The organism is Geminicoccus harenae (assembly GCF_019800005.1).
GTDB lineage: Bacteria > Pseudomonadota > Alphaproteobacteria > Geminicoccales > Geminicoccaceae > Geminicoccus > Geminicoccus harenae.
Window position 1 is genome coordinate 18993 of record NZ_JABGCL010000012.1, and the last position, 19688, is coordinate 38680.

The 19688-nt window shown below is 68.5% G+C and carries 21 protein-coding genes; 12 read left to right on the forward strand and 9 right to left on the reverse strand.

All coding sequences use genetic code 11. From position 1 onward, the window contains the following. Positions 1–131 precede the first annotated feature (131 nt). From HLA95_RS13050 to HLA95_RS13075, 6 genes are all read left to right on the forward strand, one after another. Positions 132–1166 carry a DUF8189 domain-containing protein gene (locus HLA95_RS13050; protein WP_191058284.1) on the forward strand — a complete coding sequence of 345 codons (1035 nt, stop codon included), beginning with the start codon at positions 132–134 and terminating at the stop codon, positions 1164–1166. A 92-nt stretch (positions 1167–1258) separates the two neighbouring features. Next, a complete protein-coding gene (iolD, locus tag HLA95_RS13055) occupies positions 1259–3106 on the forward strand; it encodes a 3D-(3,5/4)-trihydroxycyclohexane-1,2-dione acylhydrolase (decyclizing) (protein ID WP_191058285.1) in 1848 nt (615 codons plus the stop codon). A 103-nt stretch (positions 3107–3209) separates the two neighbouring features. Then, complete coding sequence (locus tag HLA95_RS13060) at positions 3210–3779, forward strand: ImmA/IrrE family metallo-endopeptidase (protein ID WP_222183581.1); 570 nt, start codon at positions 3210–3212, stop codon at positions 3777–3779. Positions 3780–3781: 2 nt separating this feature from the next. Then, the gene (locus HLA95_RS13065) at positions 3782–4660 is read left to right on the forward strand and encodes a nucleotidyl cyclase domain-containing protein (RefSeq protein ID WP_191058287.1); all 879 of its coding nucleotides are present in this window, start codon (positions 3782–3784) and stop codon (positions 4658–4660) included. After that, entirely contained in the window at positions 4657–5565 is a 909-nt protein-coding gene (iolE, locus tag HLA95_RS13070) for a myo-inosose-2 dehydratase (RefSeq protein WP_191058288.1), read from the forward strand. The genes HLA95_RS13065 and iolE overlap by 4 nt, the downstream gene beginning before the upstream one ends. 4 nt (positions 5566–5569) lie before the next feature. Then, positions 5570–5809 carry a YgiT-type zinc finger protein gene (locus tag HLA95_RS13075; RefSeq protein WP_191058289.1) on the forward strand — a complete coding sequence of 80 codons (240 nt, stop codon included), beginning with the start codon at positions 5570–5572 and terminating at the stop codon, positions 5807–5809. On the opposite strand, the gene HLA95_RS13080 is transcribed toward HLA95_RS13075, so the two are convergent. Continuing rightward, positions 5806–6390 carry an OsmC family protein gene (locus HLA95_RS13080; RefSeq protein WP_191058290.1) on the reverse strand — a complete coding sequence of 195 codons (585 nt, stop codon included), beginning with the start codon at positions 6388–6390 and terminating at the stop codon, positions 5806–5808. The genes HLA95_RS13075 and HLA95_RS13080 overlap by 4 nt on opposite strands. Positions 6391–6548: 158 nt before the next feature. After that, positions 6549–7694, reverse strand: coding sequence for an alkene reductase (locus tag HLA95_RS13085; protein ID WP_191058291.1), 1146 nt, complete (start codon positions 7692–7694; stop codon positions 6549–6551). A gap of 119 nt (positions 7695–7813) precedes the next feature. On the opposite strand from HLA95_RS13085, the gene HLA95_RS13090 reads away from it, so the two are divergent. Next, positions 7814–8692, forward strand: a complete 879-nt coding sequence (locus HLA95_RS13090) for a LysR family transcriptional regulator (protein ID WP_223861392.1) — start codon at positions 7814–7816, stop codon at positions 8690–8692. Positions 8693–8921: 229 nt separating this feature from the next. Here the strand turns inward: HLA95_RS13090 and HLA95_RS13095 are convergent, their stop codons facing one another. Further along, complete coding sequence (locus tag HLA95_RS13095) at positions 8922–9719, reverse strand: SDR family NAD(P)-dependent oxidoreductase (RefSeq protein ID WP_191058293.1); 798 nt, start codon at positions 9717–9719, stop codon at positions 8922–8924. A 144-nt stretch (positions 9720–9863) separates the two neighbouring features. Here HLA95_RS13095 and HLA95_RS13100 point away from each other — a divergent pair, with 144 nt between their 5' ends. The 5 genes from HLA95_RS13100 to HLA95_RS13120 all read left to right on the forward strand — a co-directional run bounded on the left by HLA95_RS13100 (position 9864) and on the right by HLA95_RS13120 (position 14941). Next, positions 9864–10469 (forward strand): DedA family protein, encoded by a 606-nt coding sequence (locus HLA95_RS13100; RefSeq protein WP_191058294.1) that lies wholly within the window; start codon positions 9864–9866, stop codon positions 10467–10469. Between the two features lie 3 nt (positions 10470–10472). Next, positions 10473–11207 carry a phosphatase PAP2 family protein gene (locus HLA95_RS13105; protein WP_191058295.1) on the forward strand — a complete coding sequence of 245 codons (735 nt, stop codon included), beginning with the start codon at positions 10473–10475 and terminating at the stop codon, positions 11205–11207. 26 nt (positions 11208–11233) lie between these two features. Further along, positions 11234–12223 carry a 2-hydroxyacid dehydrogenase gene (locus HLA95_RS13110; RefSeq protein WP_191058296.1) on the forward strand — a complete coding sequence of 330 codons (990 nt, stop codon included), beginning with the start codon at positions 11234–11236 and terminating at the stop codon, positions 12221–12223. Positions 12224–12330: 107 nt separating this feature from the next. Further along, positions 12331–12963 (forward strand): FecR domain-containing protein, encoded by a 633-nt coding sequence (locus tag HLA95_RS13115; protein WP_222183583.1) that lies wholly within the window; start codon positions 12331–12333, stop codon positions 12961–12963. Between the two features lie 25 nt (positions 12964–12988). Next, on the forward strand, positions 12989–14941 hold the full coding sequence (locus HLA95_RS13120) for an adenylate/guanylate cyclase domain-containing protein (protein ID WP_222183585.1): 1953 nt from the start codon (positions 12989–12991) through the stop codon (positions 14939–14941). Here HLA95_RS13120 and HLA95_RS13125 read toward each other — a convergent pair. The 6 genes from HLA95_RS13125 to HLA95_RS28230 form a co-directional block, all read right to left on the reverse strand. Beyond that, a complete protein-coding gene (locus HLA95_RS13125) occupies positions 14926–15696 on the reverse strand; it encodes an SDR family NAD(P)-dependent oxidoreductase (protein WP_191060741.1) in 771 nt (256 codons plus the stop codon). The genes HLA95_RS13120 and HLA95_RS13125 overlap by 16 nt on opposite strands. Before the next feature lie 102 nt (positions 15697–15798). Next, positions 15799–16785, reverse strand: a complete 987-nt coding sequence (locus HLA95_RS13130; RefSeq protein WP_191060742.1) for a YihY/virulence factor BrkB family protein — start codon at positions 16783–16785, stop codon at positions 15799–15801. Between the two features lie 121 nt (positions 16786–16906). After that, the gene (locus HLA95_RS13135; protein WP_191060743.1) at positions 16907–17839 is read right to left on the reverse strand and encodes a metal ABC transporter substrate-binding protein; all 933 of its coding nucleotides are present in this window, start codon (positions 17837–17839) and stop codon (positions 16907–16909) included. Between the two features lie 25 nt (positions 17840–17864). Next, complete coding sequence (locus tag HLA95_RS13140; RefSeq protein ID WP_191060744.1) at positions 17865–18731, reverse strand: metal ABC transporter permease; 867 nt, start codon at positions 18729–18731, stop codon at positions 17865–17867. Continuing rightward, complete coding sequence (locus HLA95_RS13145; RefSeq protein ID WP_222183587.1) at positions 18731–19483, reverse strand: metal ABC transporter ATP-binding protein; 753 nt, start codon at positions 19481–19483, stop codon at positions 18731–18733. The genes HLA95_RS13140 and HLA95_RS13145 overlap by 1 nt, the downstream gene beginning before the upstream one ends. Beyond that, entirely contained in the window at positions 19477–19605 is a 129-nt protein-coding gene (locus tag HLA95_RS28230) for a hypothetical protein (RefSeq protein ID WP_255513303.1), read from the reverse strand. The genes HLA95_RS13145 and HLA95_RS28230 overlap by 7 nt, the downstream gene beginning before the upstream one ends. Positions 19606–19688 lie beyond the last annotated feature (83 nt).

Genomic DNA, 19688 nt, shown 5'->3' on the forward strand with positions numbered 1-19688 from the left:
GTTGACAGCGAGATTGAGAGAAAAGAGCATCATCAATTCCCTGCGCTACTTGACGAGGCGAGTCGATGAAGCTCAGTTCCGGAAACAGTATTTCACCTTACTTCATTGCTCTGGTGGGCGTAGTCTTTGCCTTGTTTCTCAGCACGCCGGCCTGGAGCGTCGGAGAGGACCCGCGCCACAACCCGCTGATGCAGGACCGGCCGTCCGCCTACGTCACTGAAGCCGACGTCCATCACGTCTTCGTCCGGGGGCGCAGCAACCATCTGCTGCACTGGTGGCGCACCGCCGGGAAATGGCAGCGCGAGGACCTGGGCGGCGACATCATCTCCGGCCCCACCGCCTATGACACCGGCAACAACAACGCCAACGCCTATGCGTTCGGGCGCAACGGTGATCTCATGCACTGGCGGCGCTCGGGCGGCCGCTGGCTGGTCCGCAACCTGGGCGGCGACCCGGGCGGACCGCCGACCTCCTACGGCACCCCCAACCACAACGTGTATGTCCACACCCGCCAGGGGCGACTCTGGCACTGGTGGTTCACCAATGGCGGTTGGCACCAGGAGGACCTGGGCAAGCAACTGGTCAGCGCCCCGTCCGCCTATGCCGTGGGCAATGTCCACCATGTCTACGGGCGAGCGTCCACCAGCAACATCCTGCACTGGTGGAAGTCCGGCGGGACATGGCGCCGCGAGGACCTGGGCGGTGCGATCGTCAATCCTCCGTCCGCCTATTCCGATGGCGCCAGCCATCACGTCTATGCCCAGACGCTGAACGGCCGTCTCTGGCACTGGTGGAACAGCGGCGGCGGCTGGCGGCATGAGGAGATCGGCAAGGGCGTCATCGGTGGCCCGGCCGCCTATCTCGTCGGCAGCACCCCGCATGTCCTCGTGCGTGGCTCCGGCAACCGCCTGGTGCACTGGTGGAAGTCGGGCAATAGCTGGCGCAAGGAGGATGCCGGCAGCGGCCTGATCGGCAACCTGACCGCCTATGCCGGCCGGGACGGCGCCGCCCATGTCTATGCGCGCGGGCCCAAGGACCATCTCTGGCACTGGACCAACGAGACGGGGCGCTGGCGCCAGGAAGACCTGGGCCCCGGCCCGGGCTGCCGGTTCGTTGGCTGCGGCCTGCTCCTGCCGGCACTGTCGAACGGCAAGATCCCGCCATAGCCCCCGCCCCGGCGAAGGGTGCTTCACCGTCCATCCCGGCTCCCCTATGGTTCCACCCATTCGGGCGAAGGCCGGATCGGGAGGCGGGAACGATGAAGACGGTGCGTCTGACCATGGCGCAGGCCCTGGTGCGCTGGCTGACCAGCCAGCACACGGAGATCGACGGCAAGACCGAGCCCTTGTTTCCCGGCCTGTTCGCCATTTTCGGTCATGGCAACGTCACCTGCCTGTCCGAGGCGCTGCAGGAGGTGCAGGACGTCCTGCCGACCTGGCGCGGCCAGAACGAGCAGGCCATGGCGCTGGCCGCGATCGGCTTCAACAAGGCGAGAAAGCGCCGGCAGATCATGATCGCCGCCAGCTCGATCGGGCCGGGTGCGACCAACATGGTCACCGCCGCCGCGGTGGCGCACACCAACCGCCTGCCGCTCCTGCTGCTGTCCGGCGACTATTATGTCAGCCGCCTGCCCGACCCGGTCCTCCAGCAGGTCGAGCATTTCGGCGACCCGACCCTGTCGGTGAACGACGCCTTCAAGCCGGTGGTGCGCTACTGGGACCGGATCACCCGGCCGGAGCAGATCATCCAGTCCCTGCCGCAGGCGCTCGGCATGATGCTGGACCCCGCCGATTGCGGTCCGGCCTTCCTGGGCCTGTGCCAGGACACCCAGGGCGAGGCGTTCGACTACCCCGAGCGGTTCTTCGAGCCGACCCTCCACCACATCCCGAAGCCGCGCGCCGACCTCCGGCAGATCGAGGCGGCGGTAGCACTGCTGAAGACCGCCAAGAAGCCGATGATCATCGCGGGCGGCGGGGTCCGCTATGCCGATGCCGAGGAGCTGCTCGCGGCGTTCGCGCAGCGGCACGGCATCCCGGTCACCGAGACCCTGAACGGCCGCACCGTGCTCCTGCACGACGACCCGGTGAACTGCGGCCCGGTCGGGATCATGGGCTCCTCCTCGGCCAACCATCTGGCCGCGGAAGCGGACGTAGTGCTGGCGATCGGCACCCGGCTCCAGGACTTCACCACCGGCTCCTGGACGCTGTTCCCGCATGATGCCCGGTTCATCGGGATCAACACCGCGCGCTTCGACGCGCGCAAGCATATGAGCCTGCCGGTGGTGGGCGACGCCGCGGTGACGCTCGAGGAGATGGGCCGGGCACTGGGCGACTGGCGGGCACCGGAGAGCTGGCTGCAGCAGGGCAAGGCCTGGTACAGCGAATGGAACAGCTATATCGACCGCCGCTCCGGGCCGACCAATGCCGAGACCACCACCTATGCCCAGGTCGTGGGTGCGGTGAACCGGCTGGCCGACGAGCGCGACCTGGCGCTGACCGCGGCAGGCGGGATGCCGGGCGAGCTGGAGATGAACTGGCGCGCCAAGGGCATCGGCACCTTCGACTGCGAGTTCGGCTTTTCCTGCATGGGCTACGAGGTGGCGGGCGGCTGGGGTGCCGCCATGGCCGACCCGTCGCGCGACGTGTTCGTGATGGTGGGCGACGGCTCCTACCTGCTCATGAACTCCGACATCTATTCGTCGGTGCTGACCGGCCACAAGCTGATCGTGGTGGTCTGCGACAATGGCGGGTTTGCCGTGATCGACCGGCTGCAGACCAGCAAGGGCCAGCCCAGCTTCAACAACCTGATCGAGCAGGGCACCCGGGTGAAGGAGGCGTTCCGGGTGGATTTCGCCAAGCATGCGGAATCGATGGGGGCGATCGGTATCCGGGCGAGGTCGATGGGCGAGTTCGAGGACGCGGTGCGCCGGGCCAAGGCCGCAGACCGCACCACCGTCATCCATATCGACGTCCACCCCACCGACTGGACCGGCGAGAACGGCTCCTGGTGGGAATGCGGCATCCCGGAAGTGTCGGCGAGCCAGCGGGTCGAGGAGGCCTTCCGTGCCCATGTCGAGGGCAAGAAGCGCCAGCGTCTCGGCGTATGACCAGCCACGTCCGTCGGACCGATGACAGGTCGCCAGCCGCCATGCTAGGCTTCCGGCATCCGCTTGGCCGGAGGTGGGGCAATCCCCATATCCGGCAGGACGGATGGAAGTCGAGGAGCCGGGTGCCGTGACCGAATTCGTGGCGCCGAAGCCATGCGGTCTTTCCGCCGAGCAGATCGAGCGGCGGGCGGCCGCGTTCGCGGCGGAGCATCGCTTCGTCGCCGGGCGTGACCGCCTGCGTGACCTGGTGGGGTCGATGGGCGGCCGGATCGTGACCGTCGACGTGCCGCATCTGCGCGAGCTGGATGGCGGCTCGCTCGAGGTCTATGGGCCGGGCGACTTCCTGATCCGGCTCTCGCCCATCACCGGCCCGATGCGCGACAATTTCACGATCGGCCACGAGCTCGGCCACTACGTCCTGCATTCGGGCGAGCCGCTGGGCAGCCTTCGCATCCGGGTCGGGCGCTGGGGCTGCGAGCCGGTCGAGCGCGAGGCCAACCGCTTCGCCGCGGCCCTGCTGATGCCCAGGGACCTGTTCTGCAGCACCGCCAGTTGCTGCGGGAACGAGCCGACCAAGCTGGCAGCGCAGTTCTATGTTTCTTGCACCGCTGCCGCCTACCGGCTGATCTCGCTCCAGATGGCAACCCGCGAAGAGCTCGGTCTGGCAAGGTGAGCTTGAAGCCGGAGGTCCGGCTGTTCCTTTCCGCCGACATCGTGGGCAGCTCGGTCTACAAGGCCGAGATGATCGCCGGCGACGTCGCGCGGGCGGTCGAGTGGTCGAGCTCGATCTCGGGCTTCTTCCGCGACTTTCCCGCCCTGTTCCAGCGCCATGCCGGACTGCGCGGGCTGGGGCCCGGCCATGATCCGGTGGACGCGGTGTGGAAGCTCTTAGGCGACGAGGTGCTGTTCACCTTCGACGTCGCGGACTTCGCCAAGACGACCTCGCTGTGCGCCGCTTTCTTCGATGCGCTGGTCGAGTACGATCGCGATCTGGCGGCCGGACCCTTGCGGCTCAAGGGGCTGGGCTGGCTGGCCCAGTTCCCCTTCCCGAACGTCGAGGTGGTGGCCGGTGCGCGCTCCGGCCAGCGCGCCGACTATATCGGCCCGGACATGGATATCGGCTTCCGCCTGGCCGATTCCACCAGGGCCGGCCGCCTGCTGGTCTCGATCGAGCTGGCCGAGCAGATCGCCGAACAGGCCGGGGCCTGCAACCTGCTGGTCCATCATGTCGGCTGGTCCAACCTGCGCGGCATCAATGGCGGCAAGCCCTACCCGGTGTTCTGGACGCGCAGCCCCGACCAGCCGGCGGTGCCGTTCAACCCCTGGGACACCCATACCTGCGAGCTGACCCGCCGCTTCGTGAGCGAGCCGCCGATCAGCCCGGACGCCATCCTGGATCTCGGCCGGCGCTTCCGCACCGCCGTGCGGCCATGGCGGCCGGTGCGGCCCTATCTCGACATCGCGCACGCGCCGGACGAGCATCGCGAGGCGATCGCCCTGCTGAACGCGCAACTGCCGGATGCAGGCAATGAAGGGGAGGAAGAACTGCGATGACCACGGTCCGCCTGGGCACCCAGCCGATCGCCTGGGCCAATGACGACCTGCCCGAGCTCGGCGGCGACACGCCGGTCGAACAGATCCTGAGCGAGGCGAAGCAGGCCGGCTACAGCGGCATCGAGAAGGGCGGCCGGTTCCCGAGTGATCCGAAGGAGCTGAAGCCGCTCATGGCGCGGCACGGCCTCCAGCTCATCACCGGCTGGTTCTCGGGCGAGCTGCGCCAGCGCTCGCTCGAGGCGGAGCAGCAGGCGGTCCGGGCCCATCTCGACCTGCTGGTGGCGATGGGCTCCCCCGTGCTGGTCTATGCCGAGACCACCGGCACGGCGCAGGGCCAGCTCGACACCCCGCTGGCGGACCGTCCGCGCATGCCCGAGGCGGAGTTCGCCGCCTATGGCGAGAAGCTCACCCGGCTGGCCGAGTGGATGCGCGGCGAGGGCATCGCCATGGCCTTCCACCACCACATGGGCACGGTGATCGAGACCGAGCGTGAGATCGACCTGCTCATGGCGAACACCGGCGAGGCGGTGGGCCTGCTGTTCGACACCGGCCATCTGCGCTTCGCCGGCGGCGATGTGATCGGCACGCTGCGCCGCCACGGATCGCGGGTGAACCACTTCCATGCCAAGAACATCCGCCCGGTGATCCACGCCCAGCTGCGCAACAACCGCTGGAGCTTCCTGAAGGGCGTGATCGAGGGGGTGTTCACTGTGCCGGGCGACCCGGAGGGCTCGGTGCCGTTCCGCGACATCGTTCCGGTGCTGGCCGAGATCGGCTATTCCGGGTGGATGGTAGTGGAGGCCGAGCAGGACCCGGCCAAGGCCCACCCGCTCACCTATGCGCGGATGGGCCATGCCGAGCTGGTCGCCTGCTGCCAGGCTGCCGGATTGACCATCGTGGAGTGACTGGATGCTTTGTCCCTGCTGCCAGGCAGGTCTCCTGCGCGCCGACAGCGTCACCATGGCCATCCGGCGCGATGGCCAGTTGGTGACGCACGTGCAGGTGCCCGCCTGGCGCTGCCGGAACTGCGGCGAGCAGAGCTTTGCCGACGAGGTGATCGAGGAAGCGGTCGCCGCCCTGGAAGAGCATAGCGAGGCGGGCGACGAGATCGTGCTGATCGATGAGGGCAGGGCGGCGGGCTCGGCCTAGCGGGCGCCCACCGAAACGTTGGCCAGCGCACCGCGTGACGTGAGCTTCGGGTTGAGGCTGATCGCGTTGGTGACGTTCCAGCGATTGGGCGACGTTCTGACGACCGCGTCGTGGATCTGCTCGAACTGCTCCCGCGTGAAGTCACCATCCATGATGACGTCATAGTCGATGGTGTCATAGCCGGGCTTCGCTTCATCCCCGATGCCGAGGAACCCGCGGAGATCGAGGGCACCTGACGTGCGGATCGTAAGTGATCTGATCGGCACGCCCATCGCCGCTGCCGTCGCGACGATCCCGACGGTCATGCACGCATTCAGCGCCGCGAGGAGCAGTTCCTGAGGGTTGGGCGCGGAATTCGAGCCGAGCAGTTCGGCCGGTTCATCCGCCGCGATCTGAAACGCGCGATCGATCCGCGTCCCGGCGAGTTCGTAGCCCGCAACCTTCGTGACGGATTTCGTACCGCCCCGCCACTCGGTCGCGACCTCGAAGCGAACGGCGCCCTTGTCCGGCGCGGCCTCTATCTCCTGGGCGAACTCGGCAAGAGCCGCCGTGTCGATGCCGTTCAACACTGACGCAGTCATATCGTCTTTCCTTGGCTATCCAGCAGCTCGTTCAAGCTGGTCATTCGTGCTTCTTCGCCTCGGGTGTCCGTTTCTGCCTGGCCCCTGCCGGCGCCGGCCACCCCAAGAGCGACCGGCGCCGGCAGGATCTGACGACCAGCAGGCCGGATGAAACCGAGCTATGCGAATGAAGTCTGCAGGGACTGCACGACGGCATCCTGCAGGAACGGGTAGTCCGTGTAGCCCTGCCGCTCACCGCCATAGAAGGTCGCGCGCACATGCTGATTGAGGGGCGCGTTGCGCCGCAGGCGCTCGGGCAGATCCGGATTGGCAATGAAGGATCGGCCGAAGGCGATCGCGTCGGCCTTGCCCGACCTCAGGGCTTCACGCGCCGAGCGAGGGGTGAAGCCACCTGCCGACAAGACGTGGCCGCCAAACCAGTCTTTGAACAGCGCGGCAACGTCCGGGGCGTCCATGTTGAGCGGCTTTTCGTCGTCGGTGAAATCCGCTCTCGGTTCAATGAGATGGAGATAGGCGAGATCGAGCTTTCCGAGCTCCGAGATCAAGTACGTCCAGAGGCGGATCCCGTCGTCATCGAACATGCCCAGAATGTTGCTCCACGGCGAGAGGCGCACGCCCACACGCTCGGCGCCGATCGCATCGGCAACGGCGCGAACGACCTCGAGGGGGAACCGAGCCCGGTTCTCCATTGATCCGCCATACCGGTCGGCTCGCCGGTTGCTCCCGCTGTGCAGGAACTGATCGAGCAGGTAGCCATTGGCGCCATGGACTTCGACGCCATCGAATCCTGCGGTTCGGGCATTCAGGGCGGCTTGCACGAAGTCGGCCTGAACGGCCCTCATTTCATCGATGCTCAGGGCGCGGGGCGTCTCGAAGAGTACGTTGTTCCCGGCCGCATCCACGTGCTCCCCGGGAGCGGCGATCGCTGAAGGCGCAACAGGGAGGCCATGCCCTGGCTGAAAGGACGAGTGCGACACCCGGCCGACATGCCAGATCTGATTGACGATCACGCCGCCCTTGGCATGGACGGCATCGGTGACGCCGTTCCAGCCTTCGATCTGGGCTGCCGTGAAGATGCCAGGAACCCGGTGATAGCCATGCGCCTGCGGGTTGATGTCCGTCGCTTCGGTGATCTGGAGCCCGCCCTCGCTGGCACGTTGCGCATAATATTCGGCGTTCAGGGCGCCTGGGACATTCCCGGGCAGTTGCGCACGCATCCGCGTCAGAGGCGCCATCACGACCCGGTGCTTCAGCTTCAGAGCGCCCAGGGTGAGCGGATGGAACAAGGGATCTTCCGTGAACATGTCGAACGTCTCCGGTTCAAGTTCACAGAAAAACTATGGTGTAACGCCAGCCGTTGATATATGCGCCAGTAGTGAAGCTAGATAACGTTATTCGTTAGAAAAGCATGGATACGGATTGCTTGCAGGTATTCCTGAGCGCAGCACGCCGGGGCAGCCTGTCTGGCGCGGCACGGCATCTCAAGCTCACCCCCATGTCCGCGAGCCGACGCCTGGCCGCACTGGAACAAGAGTTGGGCGTGCGCCTGTTCAACCGGACGTCACGCGCCATCGCCCTGACGCCGGAGGGGGAAGCTTTCTTGCCATTCGCGGCGGAAATGATCGAGATGAGCGAGGAAGCGCGTGCCACCCTCGCACCATCGGCCAAGGGCGCTGCTGGACTCCTGCGCATCACCGCGCCGATCACGGTCGGCCGAAAATTGATCATGCCTGTCGTGGAGGAACTGCTGCAGTCCAATCCAAATCTTCGCATCGACCTAGAAATGACTGATGCCATAGTCGATATCGTGGCTGCTGGCATCGATGTCGCGATCAGGATCGCACCATTGAAAGACAGTACGCTCGTCGCCAGGAAGATTATGGACAATCCGAAGTTCGTCTACGCATCGCCATCATATCTGGCGAGCATGGGAACGCCGAAGACGATAGATGATCTCGAACATCATGAGTGCCTGACGTTCACGGACTTCACTCATTGGCATTTTGTCGTCGATGGGCAGGAACGGTCGGTACGGGTTGCCGGTCGCTTCTCATCGAGCGGCGTTGATGGCTTTCTCTCGGCCTGCGTCGCAGGGCTCGGCCTGGCGCAACTGTCGGCATGGGACGTGAAGGAGGAACTGGCGAGCGGCCGGCTGGTGACTGTCCCCTTGGATGGTGCGCAACCGCGCGATCTCTCCCTCTGGGCGGTGTTTCCTTCGAAGCGGATGATGCTGCCAAAGCTTCGGCTATTTCTCCGAAAGTTCGAGCAAAGCGTGGAAAAGCGGCCGGCCAGCAGGCAATAGCCTGTATCGTCAGGGACGCCGGGGCCTGCCCTGGGCGAGACTGAAGGCGACGGCCCGACCGGCACCATCTGCAATCACACAGGCCTTGGTGGAGTCGGGCTGAAGCCCGATCCTCGGAGAGATGTCAGCAAAGCTGACAGGAGCCGCCACGGGGGCCAGCCAAGAGCTTCACCCGTTGCGCGTCGGATTCCCTCGTCCCGGGAGCTAACGGACCCTGGCCGGCCCCGACTCAGCGCAGCGTATAGCCGCCGTCCACCACCATCTCCTCGCCGGTGGTGAAGGTCGAGGCGTCCGAGGCGAGGTAGACGGTGGCCGCCCCCAGCTCCTCGACCGTGCCGAACCGGTTCTGCACCGACGGGCCGATCCAGTGCTGCTTCACCATCTCGCCGTGCTTCTCGATGATGGGGTCGACCAGCTCGGTGTGGATGTAGCCCGGCACCAGCACGTTGACCCGGATGTTGTGCGGCGCCCATTCCACCGCCAGGCACTTGGTCAGCAGGTGCACGCCGGCCTTGGCGGCGTTGTAGTGCGCCTGCTTTTGCGGGAAGTTGACGATCTTGGCCGAGAGCGAGCCGACATTCACGATGACGCCGCGTTTCTGCCGGATCATCCGCCGGCCCACCGCCTGGCAGCACAGGAACACCGAGGTGAGGTTCATGCGGATCATCCGCTCCCACTCGGCCTCGGTCATGTCCTCGGCGGCGGCGTTGTGCGCGATCCCGGCGTTGTTGATCAGGATGTCGATCTCGCCGAAGCGCCGCTCCGCTTCCTCGGCCATGCGCTGCACGTCGGCGCTGACGCTGACATCGGCCTGCTGGACATAGGAGCCGGTGCGGCCCATCGCCTGCACCTCGGCCAGCACCTGCTCGGCGCGGTCCTTCGCCTTCTCGTAGACGATCGCCACGTCCGCACCCGCTTCGGCCAGCGCCAGCACGATGCCGCGGCCGATCCCGCGGCCACCGCCGGTCACGATCGCCTTCTTCCCGTCGAGCCTGAAACGGTCGAGAACCGGTTTGCCGCTGGCCATGGACAAGGCACCTCCCCCTGGTGATCGTTGCGGCGGCATCTTGGCGACGCTTTCCATCCCAGGCGAGCCCCGAAGCGCGGTCCGTGACGGAGCCTCCGGTGCCCGAGGCCGTTGGGAAGGCGATCGCCTGAGCGGAGACCCTAGGTGTTTGACTGGACCACCGGCCTGATCGAGCAGAGCGGCTATGCCGGCATCGCATTCCTGATGCTCCTGGAGAACCTGTTTCCGCCGATCCCGTCGGAACTGATCATGCCGATGGCCGGCTACATGGCGGGCCAGGGCCGGCTGAGCCTAGTCGGCGTGATCCTCGCCGGCTGCGTGGGTTCCGTGCTGGGCGCCCTGTTCTGGTATTATGTCGGTCGTTGGGTCGGCCTCGAGCGGCTCAAGCGCTGGGCCGGCACGCATGGCCGCTGGCTGACGATCAGCCCGGACGAGGTCGACCAAGCCAAGCACTGGTTCGACCGCTATGCCGGCGTGTCCGTGTTCATCGGCCGGCTGATCCCGGCGATCCGTACCCTGATCTCGGTCCCGGCCGGCATCAGCGGCATGAACCTCGCAGCCTTTCTCGCCTGGTCGACGGTCGGCACCGCGCTGTGGACCACGTTCCTGGCCGGTGCCGGCTATTTCCTGGGCAGCCAGTTCGACCAGGTCGAGGCCTGGCTCAACCCGGTGTCGAACCTGGTGATCGCAGCACTGGTGCTGATCTATGCCTACCGGGTGATCACGTTCAAGCAGCCGGACACGCATTAGAGCATGGCCTGGACGAGTGCCCGCATGCCGGAGCCGGGCTTCCTCGCGAGGCTCGGCCGCTATGAATTCGCGCTGCTGGGCTCGCTGTGCGCCATCGCGGCGATCTTGTTGCTGTTCGGCCTGGTCACTGAGGAGGCCCTGGAGGGCGATGCCGCGGCGTTCGACCGGGGCATTCTCCTGGCGCTGCGCAATCCGGCCGACCCCGCCGACCCGATCGGGCCGGCCTGGCTCGAGCGGGCCGCTGCCGACATCACCGCGCTGGGCGGTGTTCCCGTGCTGGCCCTGGTCACGCTCGTCGCCACCGGCTTCCTCCTGATCATCCGGCGCCGGGCGATCGCGCTTCTGGTGCTGCTCTCGGCCGCCGGCGGCACGGCGGTCTCGTTCGGGCTGAAACTGTTCTTTTCCCGGGTGCGCCCGGACCTGGTGCCGCATCAGGTCGACGTGTTCACCTCCAGCTTCCCCAGCAGCCATGCGATGATGTCGGCGATGATCTACCTGACCCTGGGCGCGCTGCTGGCGCGGGTGCAGAAGCAGCGCCGGATCAAGGCCTACATCATGATGGTGTCGGTGCTGCTCGCGGTCCTGATCGGCTCCAGTCGGGTCTATTTGGGCGTCCACTGGCCCACCGACGTGCTGGCGGGCTGGATGGTGGGCTCCGCCTGGGCGATGCTGTGCGGCACGGTGGCCTGGTGGCTGCACCGCCGTGGCCATGATGTGGCGGGTCCCGCCCACGACTGACAGCGACAGCAGACAGGAGACCGCCGGTGCGCGTCGCCGTGTTCAGCACCAAACCCTATGACCGCCGCTTCTTGTCAGCCGCCAATCGCGACGAAGGCCACGAGCTGATCTTCCTGGAAGCTCGGCTGTCGCCCGAGACCGCGCGGCTGGCGGCCGGAGCGGAGGTCGTGTGCGCCTTCGTGAACGACGATCTCGGCCGACCGGTGATCGAGGCGCTCGGCCAGCACGGGATCCGGCTGGTCGCGTTGCGCTCCGCGGGCTTCAACCATGTCGATCTCGCCGCGGCTGCCGGCCACGGGATCAGGGTCGGCCGCGTGCCGGCCTACTCGCCCCATGCGGTGGCCGAGCATACCGTGGCCCTGATCCTGACGCTGAACCGCAAGACCCACCGCGCCTATAACCGCGTCCGCGAGGGCAACTTCACCCTGGACGGGCTGATGGGCTTCGATCTCGTCGGCAAGACGGTGGGCATCGTCGGCAGCGGCAAGATCGGCGTGGCGCTGGCCCGGATCATGGCCGGGTTCGGCTGCACGATCCTGGCGCACGATCCCTACCCGTCCGCCGAATGCGAGGCACTGGGCGTCCGCTTCGTCGGGACCGAGGAACTGCTCGGCAGCAGCGACATCATCAGCCTGCACTGCCCGCTCACGCCGCAGACCCACCACCTGATCGACGCCCGGGCGATCGCCGCCATGAAGCCTGGCGTCATGCTGATCAACACCAGCCGGGGTGCCGTGATCGACACCCGGGCGGTGATCCAGGGGCTGAAATCCGGGGCGATCGGCAGCCTCGGCCTCGACGTGTACGAGGAGGAGGAGCAGCTGTTCTTCGAGGACCGCTCGGACCGGATCATCCCGGACGACCAGTTCGCCCGGCTGCTCACCTTCCCCAACGTCCTGATCACCGGCCATCAGGCCTTCTTCACCGAGGAGGCGCTTTCGGCCATCGCCGAGACCACGATCGGCAACATCACGGCGTTCGAGACGACGGGTGCTCCGCTCCACGAGGTGCCCTAGCCGCGACGATCCTGCCGCAGCGGTCGTTTTGGCAAGCGATCCAGATCACTGGTCGCATTCGGTCGGCCCGTGGCATGCTCCGCGTCATGATTTTTCGGGAAGCCGACATGGATGGCCGGGACACGGGATTTTCGGGCCTGCCCAGGCGGGGCTTGGTGGCAGGCATGCTGGCGGTTGCCGCCACCGGCGCGGATCCGGCCCGCGCACAGGTGGGGGGCATCGGCCATGTGCAGAGCCTGCGCGGCCAGGCCTTCGCCCAGAGCGGCCGGGTCCGCCGCCCGCTCGCTGTCCAGGCGCCGCTCTACCTGGGTGATCTCGTGCTGACCGGTGCGGATGCCCGGCTGCGCCTGCGCCTCGGCCGCCGCACCACCCTGGCGCTCGGCGCCAATGCCCGCCTGCGGATCGACCGCTTCGCGCTCGCCAGCGAGGCCGGCGGCTTCGACCTGCAGGCCGGCCCTCTGCTGCTCGAGCATGACGAGAACGGGCCCAGCATCGGGTCGACCGTGCAGAGCCCCTATGCCCTGATCGCGGTTCGCGGCACCCGGTTCTTCGCCGGCCCCAGCAACGACGTGTTCGGCGTGTTCGTCGCCACCGGCCGGGTTTCCGTGCAGGCGGCCGGGCAGAGCGTGCTGCTCGACCCAGGGGAGGGCACCAACATCCCCAGGCCCGGTGCGCCGCCGAGCCCGCCCATCCCGTGGGGCGCCGCCCGGATCCAGGCAGCGCTCGCCAGCGTCGAATGACCGGCGCCGCCCCAGCGCCTGGATCATGACGGAGCGGCTGCCGGCGCTGGCGGGCCTGCTCTGCGCCCTGCTCCTGGCGTCTGTGCAGGTGCTGGATCCCTCGGTCTGGCGGGTCCGGGCGCTCGACCTGCTCCAGTTCGTCATGAGCCCGCTCGAAGCAGCCGCAGGCCGCCCGGAGCCGGCCTTCGCCGTCACCGTGGTCGATATCGACCGGGACTCCCTGGAGGCGATCGGCCCCTGGCCCTGGCCGCGCGCCACGATGGCCGAGCTGGTGGCAGCGGTGGCCGAGGCGGGGCCGGCGGCGATCGGGATCGACATCCTGTTCGCCGAGCCGGACCGGCGCTCGCCCGCGGCCCTGGCCCGTGAGCTGGCGGCGGCTGCACCGCACCCGGAACTGGCCGAGCTCGCCCGGCGGCTGCCGGATGGCGACCTCCTGCTGGCGGATGCGGTGGCGTCGGCGGCGACTGTGCTGGGCTTCGTGCTCGACCCGGACGGCACGCCCGACCTGCCCGGCCCGCCCTTCCTGGTGGCCGGCCGCCCGGATCTGCGCGGCCTGTGGCGAAGTGACGGCGGAACCGGGCCGGCACCGGCCCTGGCGGCGGCCGCGTTGGGACTCGGCGCCCTGTCCCTGCCGGGCGATCCGGACGGAAGGGTGCGCCGCGTGCCGCTCCTGGTGGCGGCCGGGCCGGCGGTGCTGCCGGGACTCGCCCTGGAGACGCTGCGCCTGGCCTATGGCTCGGCCGGGTACCGGCTCCTGGCTCCGCCGGATGGCTCGCTCCACCTGGAGGTGGGAGGGCGCGAGCTGCCGCTGCCCGCCGACGGCTTCCTCCCCCTCGGGCCGAAGGCCCTGCCCGAGCCACGCTGGCTGCCCGCCCGGGCCGTGCTCGGCGGGGAGACGGACGGGCTGCAGGGCGGCATCGTGCTGATCGGCAGCTCCGCGCCCGAATCGGGCGGCCTACGGACCACCGCGTTCGCACCGCTCAGCCCCTCGGTCGGCATCCATGCCGACGCGATCGGGCAGCTCATGCGCGGCCGCGTGCTGCTGGACGTGCCGCTCGCCCGCTGGCTGGAGCCGGCAGCCGGGCTGATCCTGGCCGGGCTCGTGATCCTGGCGGCGCTGCGGTTGGGGCCGATCGCGGGCCTGGTCCTGCTCACGGGCCTGGGTCTCGCCTGGCTGGGCCTGGCCGGCGCCATGCTGCACTGGGCGGACCGGCTGCTCGACCCGGCGGGGCCGGTGCTGGTGGCGGCCGCGGCCTTCGCCGTCACCACGGTGGGTGCACTCTCCCTGACCCGCCGGCGCGAGCTCCACTTACGCGAAAGCTTCGGCCGCCGCCTTCATCCGGCGGTGGTCGAGCGCTTGGCGCGCAGCCCTGAGCGGCTGAAGCTCGCGGGCGAGCGGCGCGAGGTGACGGTGCTGGCGACCGACCTCGAGGACTTCACCGCACTGACCCGCCGCCTGGCGCCGGCGGAGCTGATCGCACTGCTCGACCGCTACCTGGAGGGCATCGGCCGGATCGTGGTCGACCATGGCGGCATGATCGACAAGCTGGTAGGCGACGCGGTCCATGCGATCTTCAACGCGCCGTTGGACCTGCCGGGCCATCCCGAGCGGGCGCTGGCGGCGGCCTCCGCCATCCTGGCCTGGACCGAGCGCTTCCGGGCCGAGCCGGCGGTGCTGGCGGTGGGCTTCGGCCGGACCCGGATCGGCCTGGAAAGCGGCATCGTGGTGGTGGGCGATGTCGGGCTCGGCACGCGGCTGGACTACACCGCCTATGGCGAGGCCATGAACCTGGCGGTCCGCCTCGAGGGCCAGAACAAGCTGCTCGGCACCTCGATCCTGGTGGGGCCGGCGGCCGCGGCGGTCCTGGGGCCGGGCCGGCTGCGGCCGCTGGGTGCCCATCCCGTCCGGGGCATCGAGCGGCCGCTCCTGCTGTTCACCCCAGCCGAGGCCGGGGTGCCTGATCAGACCGCGGTGTAGCCGCCATCGATCATGATGTCGTCGCCGGTGATCAGGTCCGAGGCCGGGGAGGCCAGGAACAGGATCAGGTCGGCGACCTCGATCGGCTGGCCCACCCGGCCGAGCGGCACCTTGGCGACGAACGGGTCGTAGCGCGCCGGATCGCCCCAGTAGGCCTGGCCCAGCGGGGTCATGATCACGGTCGGGCAGATCGTGTTGACCTGGATGTTGTGCGGCGAGAGCTCGGCCACCATTACCTTGGTCATCGCGTTGAGCCCGCCCTTGGACGCGGAATAGGTAGCGTGGCCCAAGAGGCCAATCATCGCCGCCTGCGAGCTGATGTTGATGATCTTGCCGCGCCGTTGCGCGATCATGCCGGGGGCCAGCAACTGGGTGAGCAGCAGCGGGGCGCGCAGGTTGATGGCGATCACCCGGTCGAAGCTCTCCATGCTCGCTTCCAGGATCGGCTCGCCGCAGCCGACCCCGGCATTGTTGACCAGGATGTCCATGGTGCCCCAGGCATCCAGGGCCTCCTGCGCGGCACGCCGGCCCTCCTCGACCGAGCCCAGGTCCGCCTGGATCACGAGGCAGCGCCGGCCCTTGGCCTCGACATCGGCCTTGATCTCCGCGAGCCCGCCCGCGTCACGGGCGACCGCGACGATGTCGGCACCGGCATCGGCCAGCACCCGGCAGGCCTCGGCACCGATGCCCTTGGATGCGCCCGTCACGAACGCCTTCTGCCCGGTGACGGAAAAACGGTTCACGAAATCAGCCATGCTCAACCCTCCCTGTCGACGCCGCCAGGACCTTTGGCCCCGGCGGCGCGGAAGGTGGGCAGGTGCCGCCAGCCGCGTCAAGCGCGGCCGCCGGACGACGAGTCAGCCTCGTGCGACCGTATCCGCCATGACCGCACCACGGCTGCCCATCGGCTGCTCGCGGCCACTGGTCGAATCCCGTTCGGTCTGGTGCTCCAGCTCGGCATTGAGCTGGCCGCCCACCAGCACCACCGTTGCCGAGAGCCAGATCCAGGTGAGGAAGCCGATCACCGCGCCCAGCGAGCCATAGGTGGCGTCGTAATTGCCGAACCTGCTCACGTACCAGGAGAACAGCATCGAACCGATCACCCAGACGACGGCGGCCAGGATGCTGCCGGGCGTTACCCAGCGCCACTGGGCCTTCTGCCGGCTGGGGCCGTAGCGGTAGAGGGCGGCCAGCAGCACGATGATCATCAGGATCAGGATCGGCCAGCGCGCCAGCCGGATCAGGAGGTCGCCCACCTGACCCAGGCCCACGAAGTTCAGGACGATGGGCAGGATCACGACGGCGGCGAGCGTCACCATCACGAACACGAGCGAGCACAGGGTGAACAGCAAGGTGACGATCGTGCGCCAGATGAAGCCGCGCTTCTCCTTCTCCTCGTAGACGACGTTCAGGGCGTCGAACATCGCCTTGGTGCCCTGGTTCGAGGTCCAGAGTGCCGTGAGGATACCGATCACCGCGCCGAAGCTCAGCGCGCTGCTCTGCGCCGACGCCAGGCTCTGGAGCTGCTGGTTCAGGAGCTCCATCCCGCCACCCGGGATGATCCCTTCCAGCATCGAGATCTGGTCGGTGACGGTGGCCGGGTCGGCGAACAGGCCATAGATCGAGATCGCCGCCGCCAGGCCGGGAAAGATCGACAGGATCACGAAGAAGGTGACGGCGGCGGCTTCGGTGGTCAGCCGGTCCTCGCTCGCCTGGCTGACGACGCGCTTGAGAGTCTGCCACCAGCCGCGCGCCGGGATCTCCGTCGGCTTGCTGGCATGCCGGCCGTCGGGGTGCTGGCTGGCTTGCGTGTCGTTGGTCTCGCCCCGGGCGCTCGTGGACATGGTCGGCCGCACTCGTCTGGTTCCGGACAGGGTCGGACGGCCGGTTCCGCCAGTGGCGGCCCGCCCGACCGATCTAGAACAGGCGAAGACGGCTCCGGTTCTGCCCGCCCGGTGCTGCCGATCAGCTCCCGGCCATCGCCCGGGCGAGCTGCCGGGCGTTCCAGGCGAACATCCGCTCGTAGGTGGGCGCATCGCCATCCGGCCCGGAGAGCGCGTCGGAATAAAGGGCGCCGCCGATGACGGCACCGGTCTCCTGCGCGATCTGCCCGATCATCTTCGTGTTGGCGCTGCTCTCCATGAACACCGCGCTGATGCCCTCCTGCCGGATCTGGTCGATGATCCTGGCGACGTCGAAGGCGGAAGGCTCGGCCTCGGTCGAGCGGCCGACCGGGGCGATGAAGGTGATGCCGTAGGCGTCGCCGAAATAGCCGAACGCGTCATGCGCGGTGACCACCTTGCGCCGCTCGGCCGGAATAGCGGCGATCTCGGCCCGCACCCCCGCGTCCAGCTCCTGCAGCCTCGAGGCATAGGCCTCCGCGGCGCGCCGGTAGTCCTCGGCATGGGCGGGATCGGCCTTCGCCAGTGCCTGGCCGATGTTGCGGGCATAGATCACGCCGTTGGCCAGGTCCTGCCAGGCATGGGGATCGTGATGGCCGTGATGGTGCCCGTCATGGGCATGGTCATGCTCCTCCGCCTCGTCCAGGCTGCGCAGCCGGGCCCCATCGGACGCGACGACGGTCCTGCCGGCAAAGCCCGAGGCCTCCACCAGGCGTGGCAGCCAGCTCTCGAAGCCCAGCCCGTTCACCACCAGGACCCGGGCGCTCGCCAGCTTCTCCGCATCGGCCGGCGTGGGCTCGAACATGTGCGCGTCACCGTCCGGCCCCACCAGGGTCGCGAGCTCGACATGCGCACCGCCGATCTGGCGCACCATGTCGCCGAGGATCGAGAAGCTCGCCACCACCTTCAGGGGCGCATCGGCGGCCCGTCCGGGCAGAGCCGCGCCGGCAAGGGCGAGGGAGCTCAGGAGCAGCAGGGTCGTACGACGCACGAGCATCGGTCGTCTTCCTTGGCTGGCAGGGTCAGTGCTGGAGATGGCGGAGCCGCAGCGCCGAGGCCAAAAGGCTGCCATGGCGGCCGAGCAGGACCGAGGCGCCGTAGATGGCGCCGGCTGCCAGGATGATCGCCGGCGAGGCCGGCAGGCTGTGGTGGTAGGAGAAGAGAAGCCCGGTGACGCAGGCGGCAAAGCCCAGAAGGCTCGCGACCGCCATCTGCCCAGCCACGTTCTCCGACCAGAAGCGGGCGGAAGCAGCCGGCAGCATCATGATGCCCACGACCATCAGCGTGCCCAGCGCATGGAAGCCGCCCACCAGGTTCAGCACGACCAGGGCCAGGAACAGCATGTGCACGAGCATGCCGTGGCCGCCCACCGCGCGCAGGAAGCCCGGGTCCAGGCATTCCACGATCAGGGCGCGATGGAGGACCGCCAGCGTCAGCATGGTCACCGAGGCGATGGCGGCGATCAGGACCAGCGCGGCATTGTCCAGCGCCAGGACCGTGCCGAACAGGACGTGGAGCAGGTCGACGCTGGAGCCGCGCATCGAGACGAGCAGCACGCCCAGGCCCAGCGAGACCAGGTAGAAGGCCGCGAAGCTCGCATCCTCGCGCAATGGGGTGAGCCGCGACACCAGGCCAGCCAGCAGGGCCACGGTCAGGCCGGTGACGACACCGCCGATCGTCATGGCGACGACCGACAGGCCGGCGACGAGAAAGCCGATCGCGGCGCCGGGCAGGATGGCGTGGGCCATGGCATCGCCCACCAGGCTCATCCGGCGCAGGACCAGGAGCACGCCCAAGGGGCAGGCACCCAGCGACAAGGCCAGGCAGCCCACCAGGGCTCGGCGCATGAAGCCGTAGTCGAGGAACGGCCCGGCCAGCAGGTCCAGCATCACGCGGCCTGCGCGCAGGGTGGTGCCGCTTCGTCCCAGGCCTCGCTCATCCGGCGTGCCGCCAGGAGGTTGGCCGGGCTCAGCACGGCAGCGGTGGCACCCCAGGCCACCGGCTCGCGGGCGATCAGCAGCGCCTCGGGGAAATGGGCGCGCACGAGTTCCAGGTCGTGCAGGACCGCGACGATGGTGCGGCCCTCGCCGTGCCAGCGCGCGATCAGGGCCAGCAGGTCCCGGGTGGTGCGCGCGTCCACCGCGGCAAACGGCTCGTCCAGAAGGAGGAGCCGGGCGTCCTGCAGGAGCATCCGGGCGAACAGGGCGCGCTGGAGCTGGCCGCCGGACAGGGTGCCGATCACCCGCCGCTCGAAGCCGGCGAGCCCCACCGCGGCGATCGCCTCGCGCGCCTGCTCGACATGGCTGCCGGCCAGCCGGCCGAACATGCCGACCCGCCGCCAGGCGCCCAGCGCCACCAGGTCCAGCACGTTGATCGGGAAGCTGCGGTCCAGTTCGGCGAGCTGCGGCAGGTAGGCGATGTCCTGGCGGTCGATGCCGTCCAGCTCCAGCCGGCCGGCATGGGGGCGCATGGCGCCCATGATCGCCTTGAGCAGGGTCGACTTGCCGGCACCGTTGGGGCCGACCAGGGCGGTCAGCGAGCCGGGCGCGAAGCGGCCCGACAGATGGTGCACGGCCGGGTGGCGCCGATAGGTGAGGGTCAGGTCGTGCAGCCGCACGGCCGGTCCGGCGGCGCTCACCATTGGTCGGTGGCCCAGCCGACCAGGACCCACAGGGCCGCCACCACCAGCGCCACCGGGATCAGCCGGTCGAGTGCCGAGCTCTGCAGCCAGGATCGGTGCGGCAGATGACGAAAGGGCGGCAAGCTTGGTTCTCCGGGCGGCGGCTACCGGCATCGGCCGGGTCGGAACTTTTTATGTTATAACATCTCATTCGACAAGTCGTGTG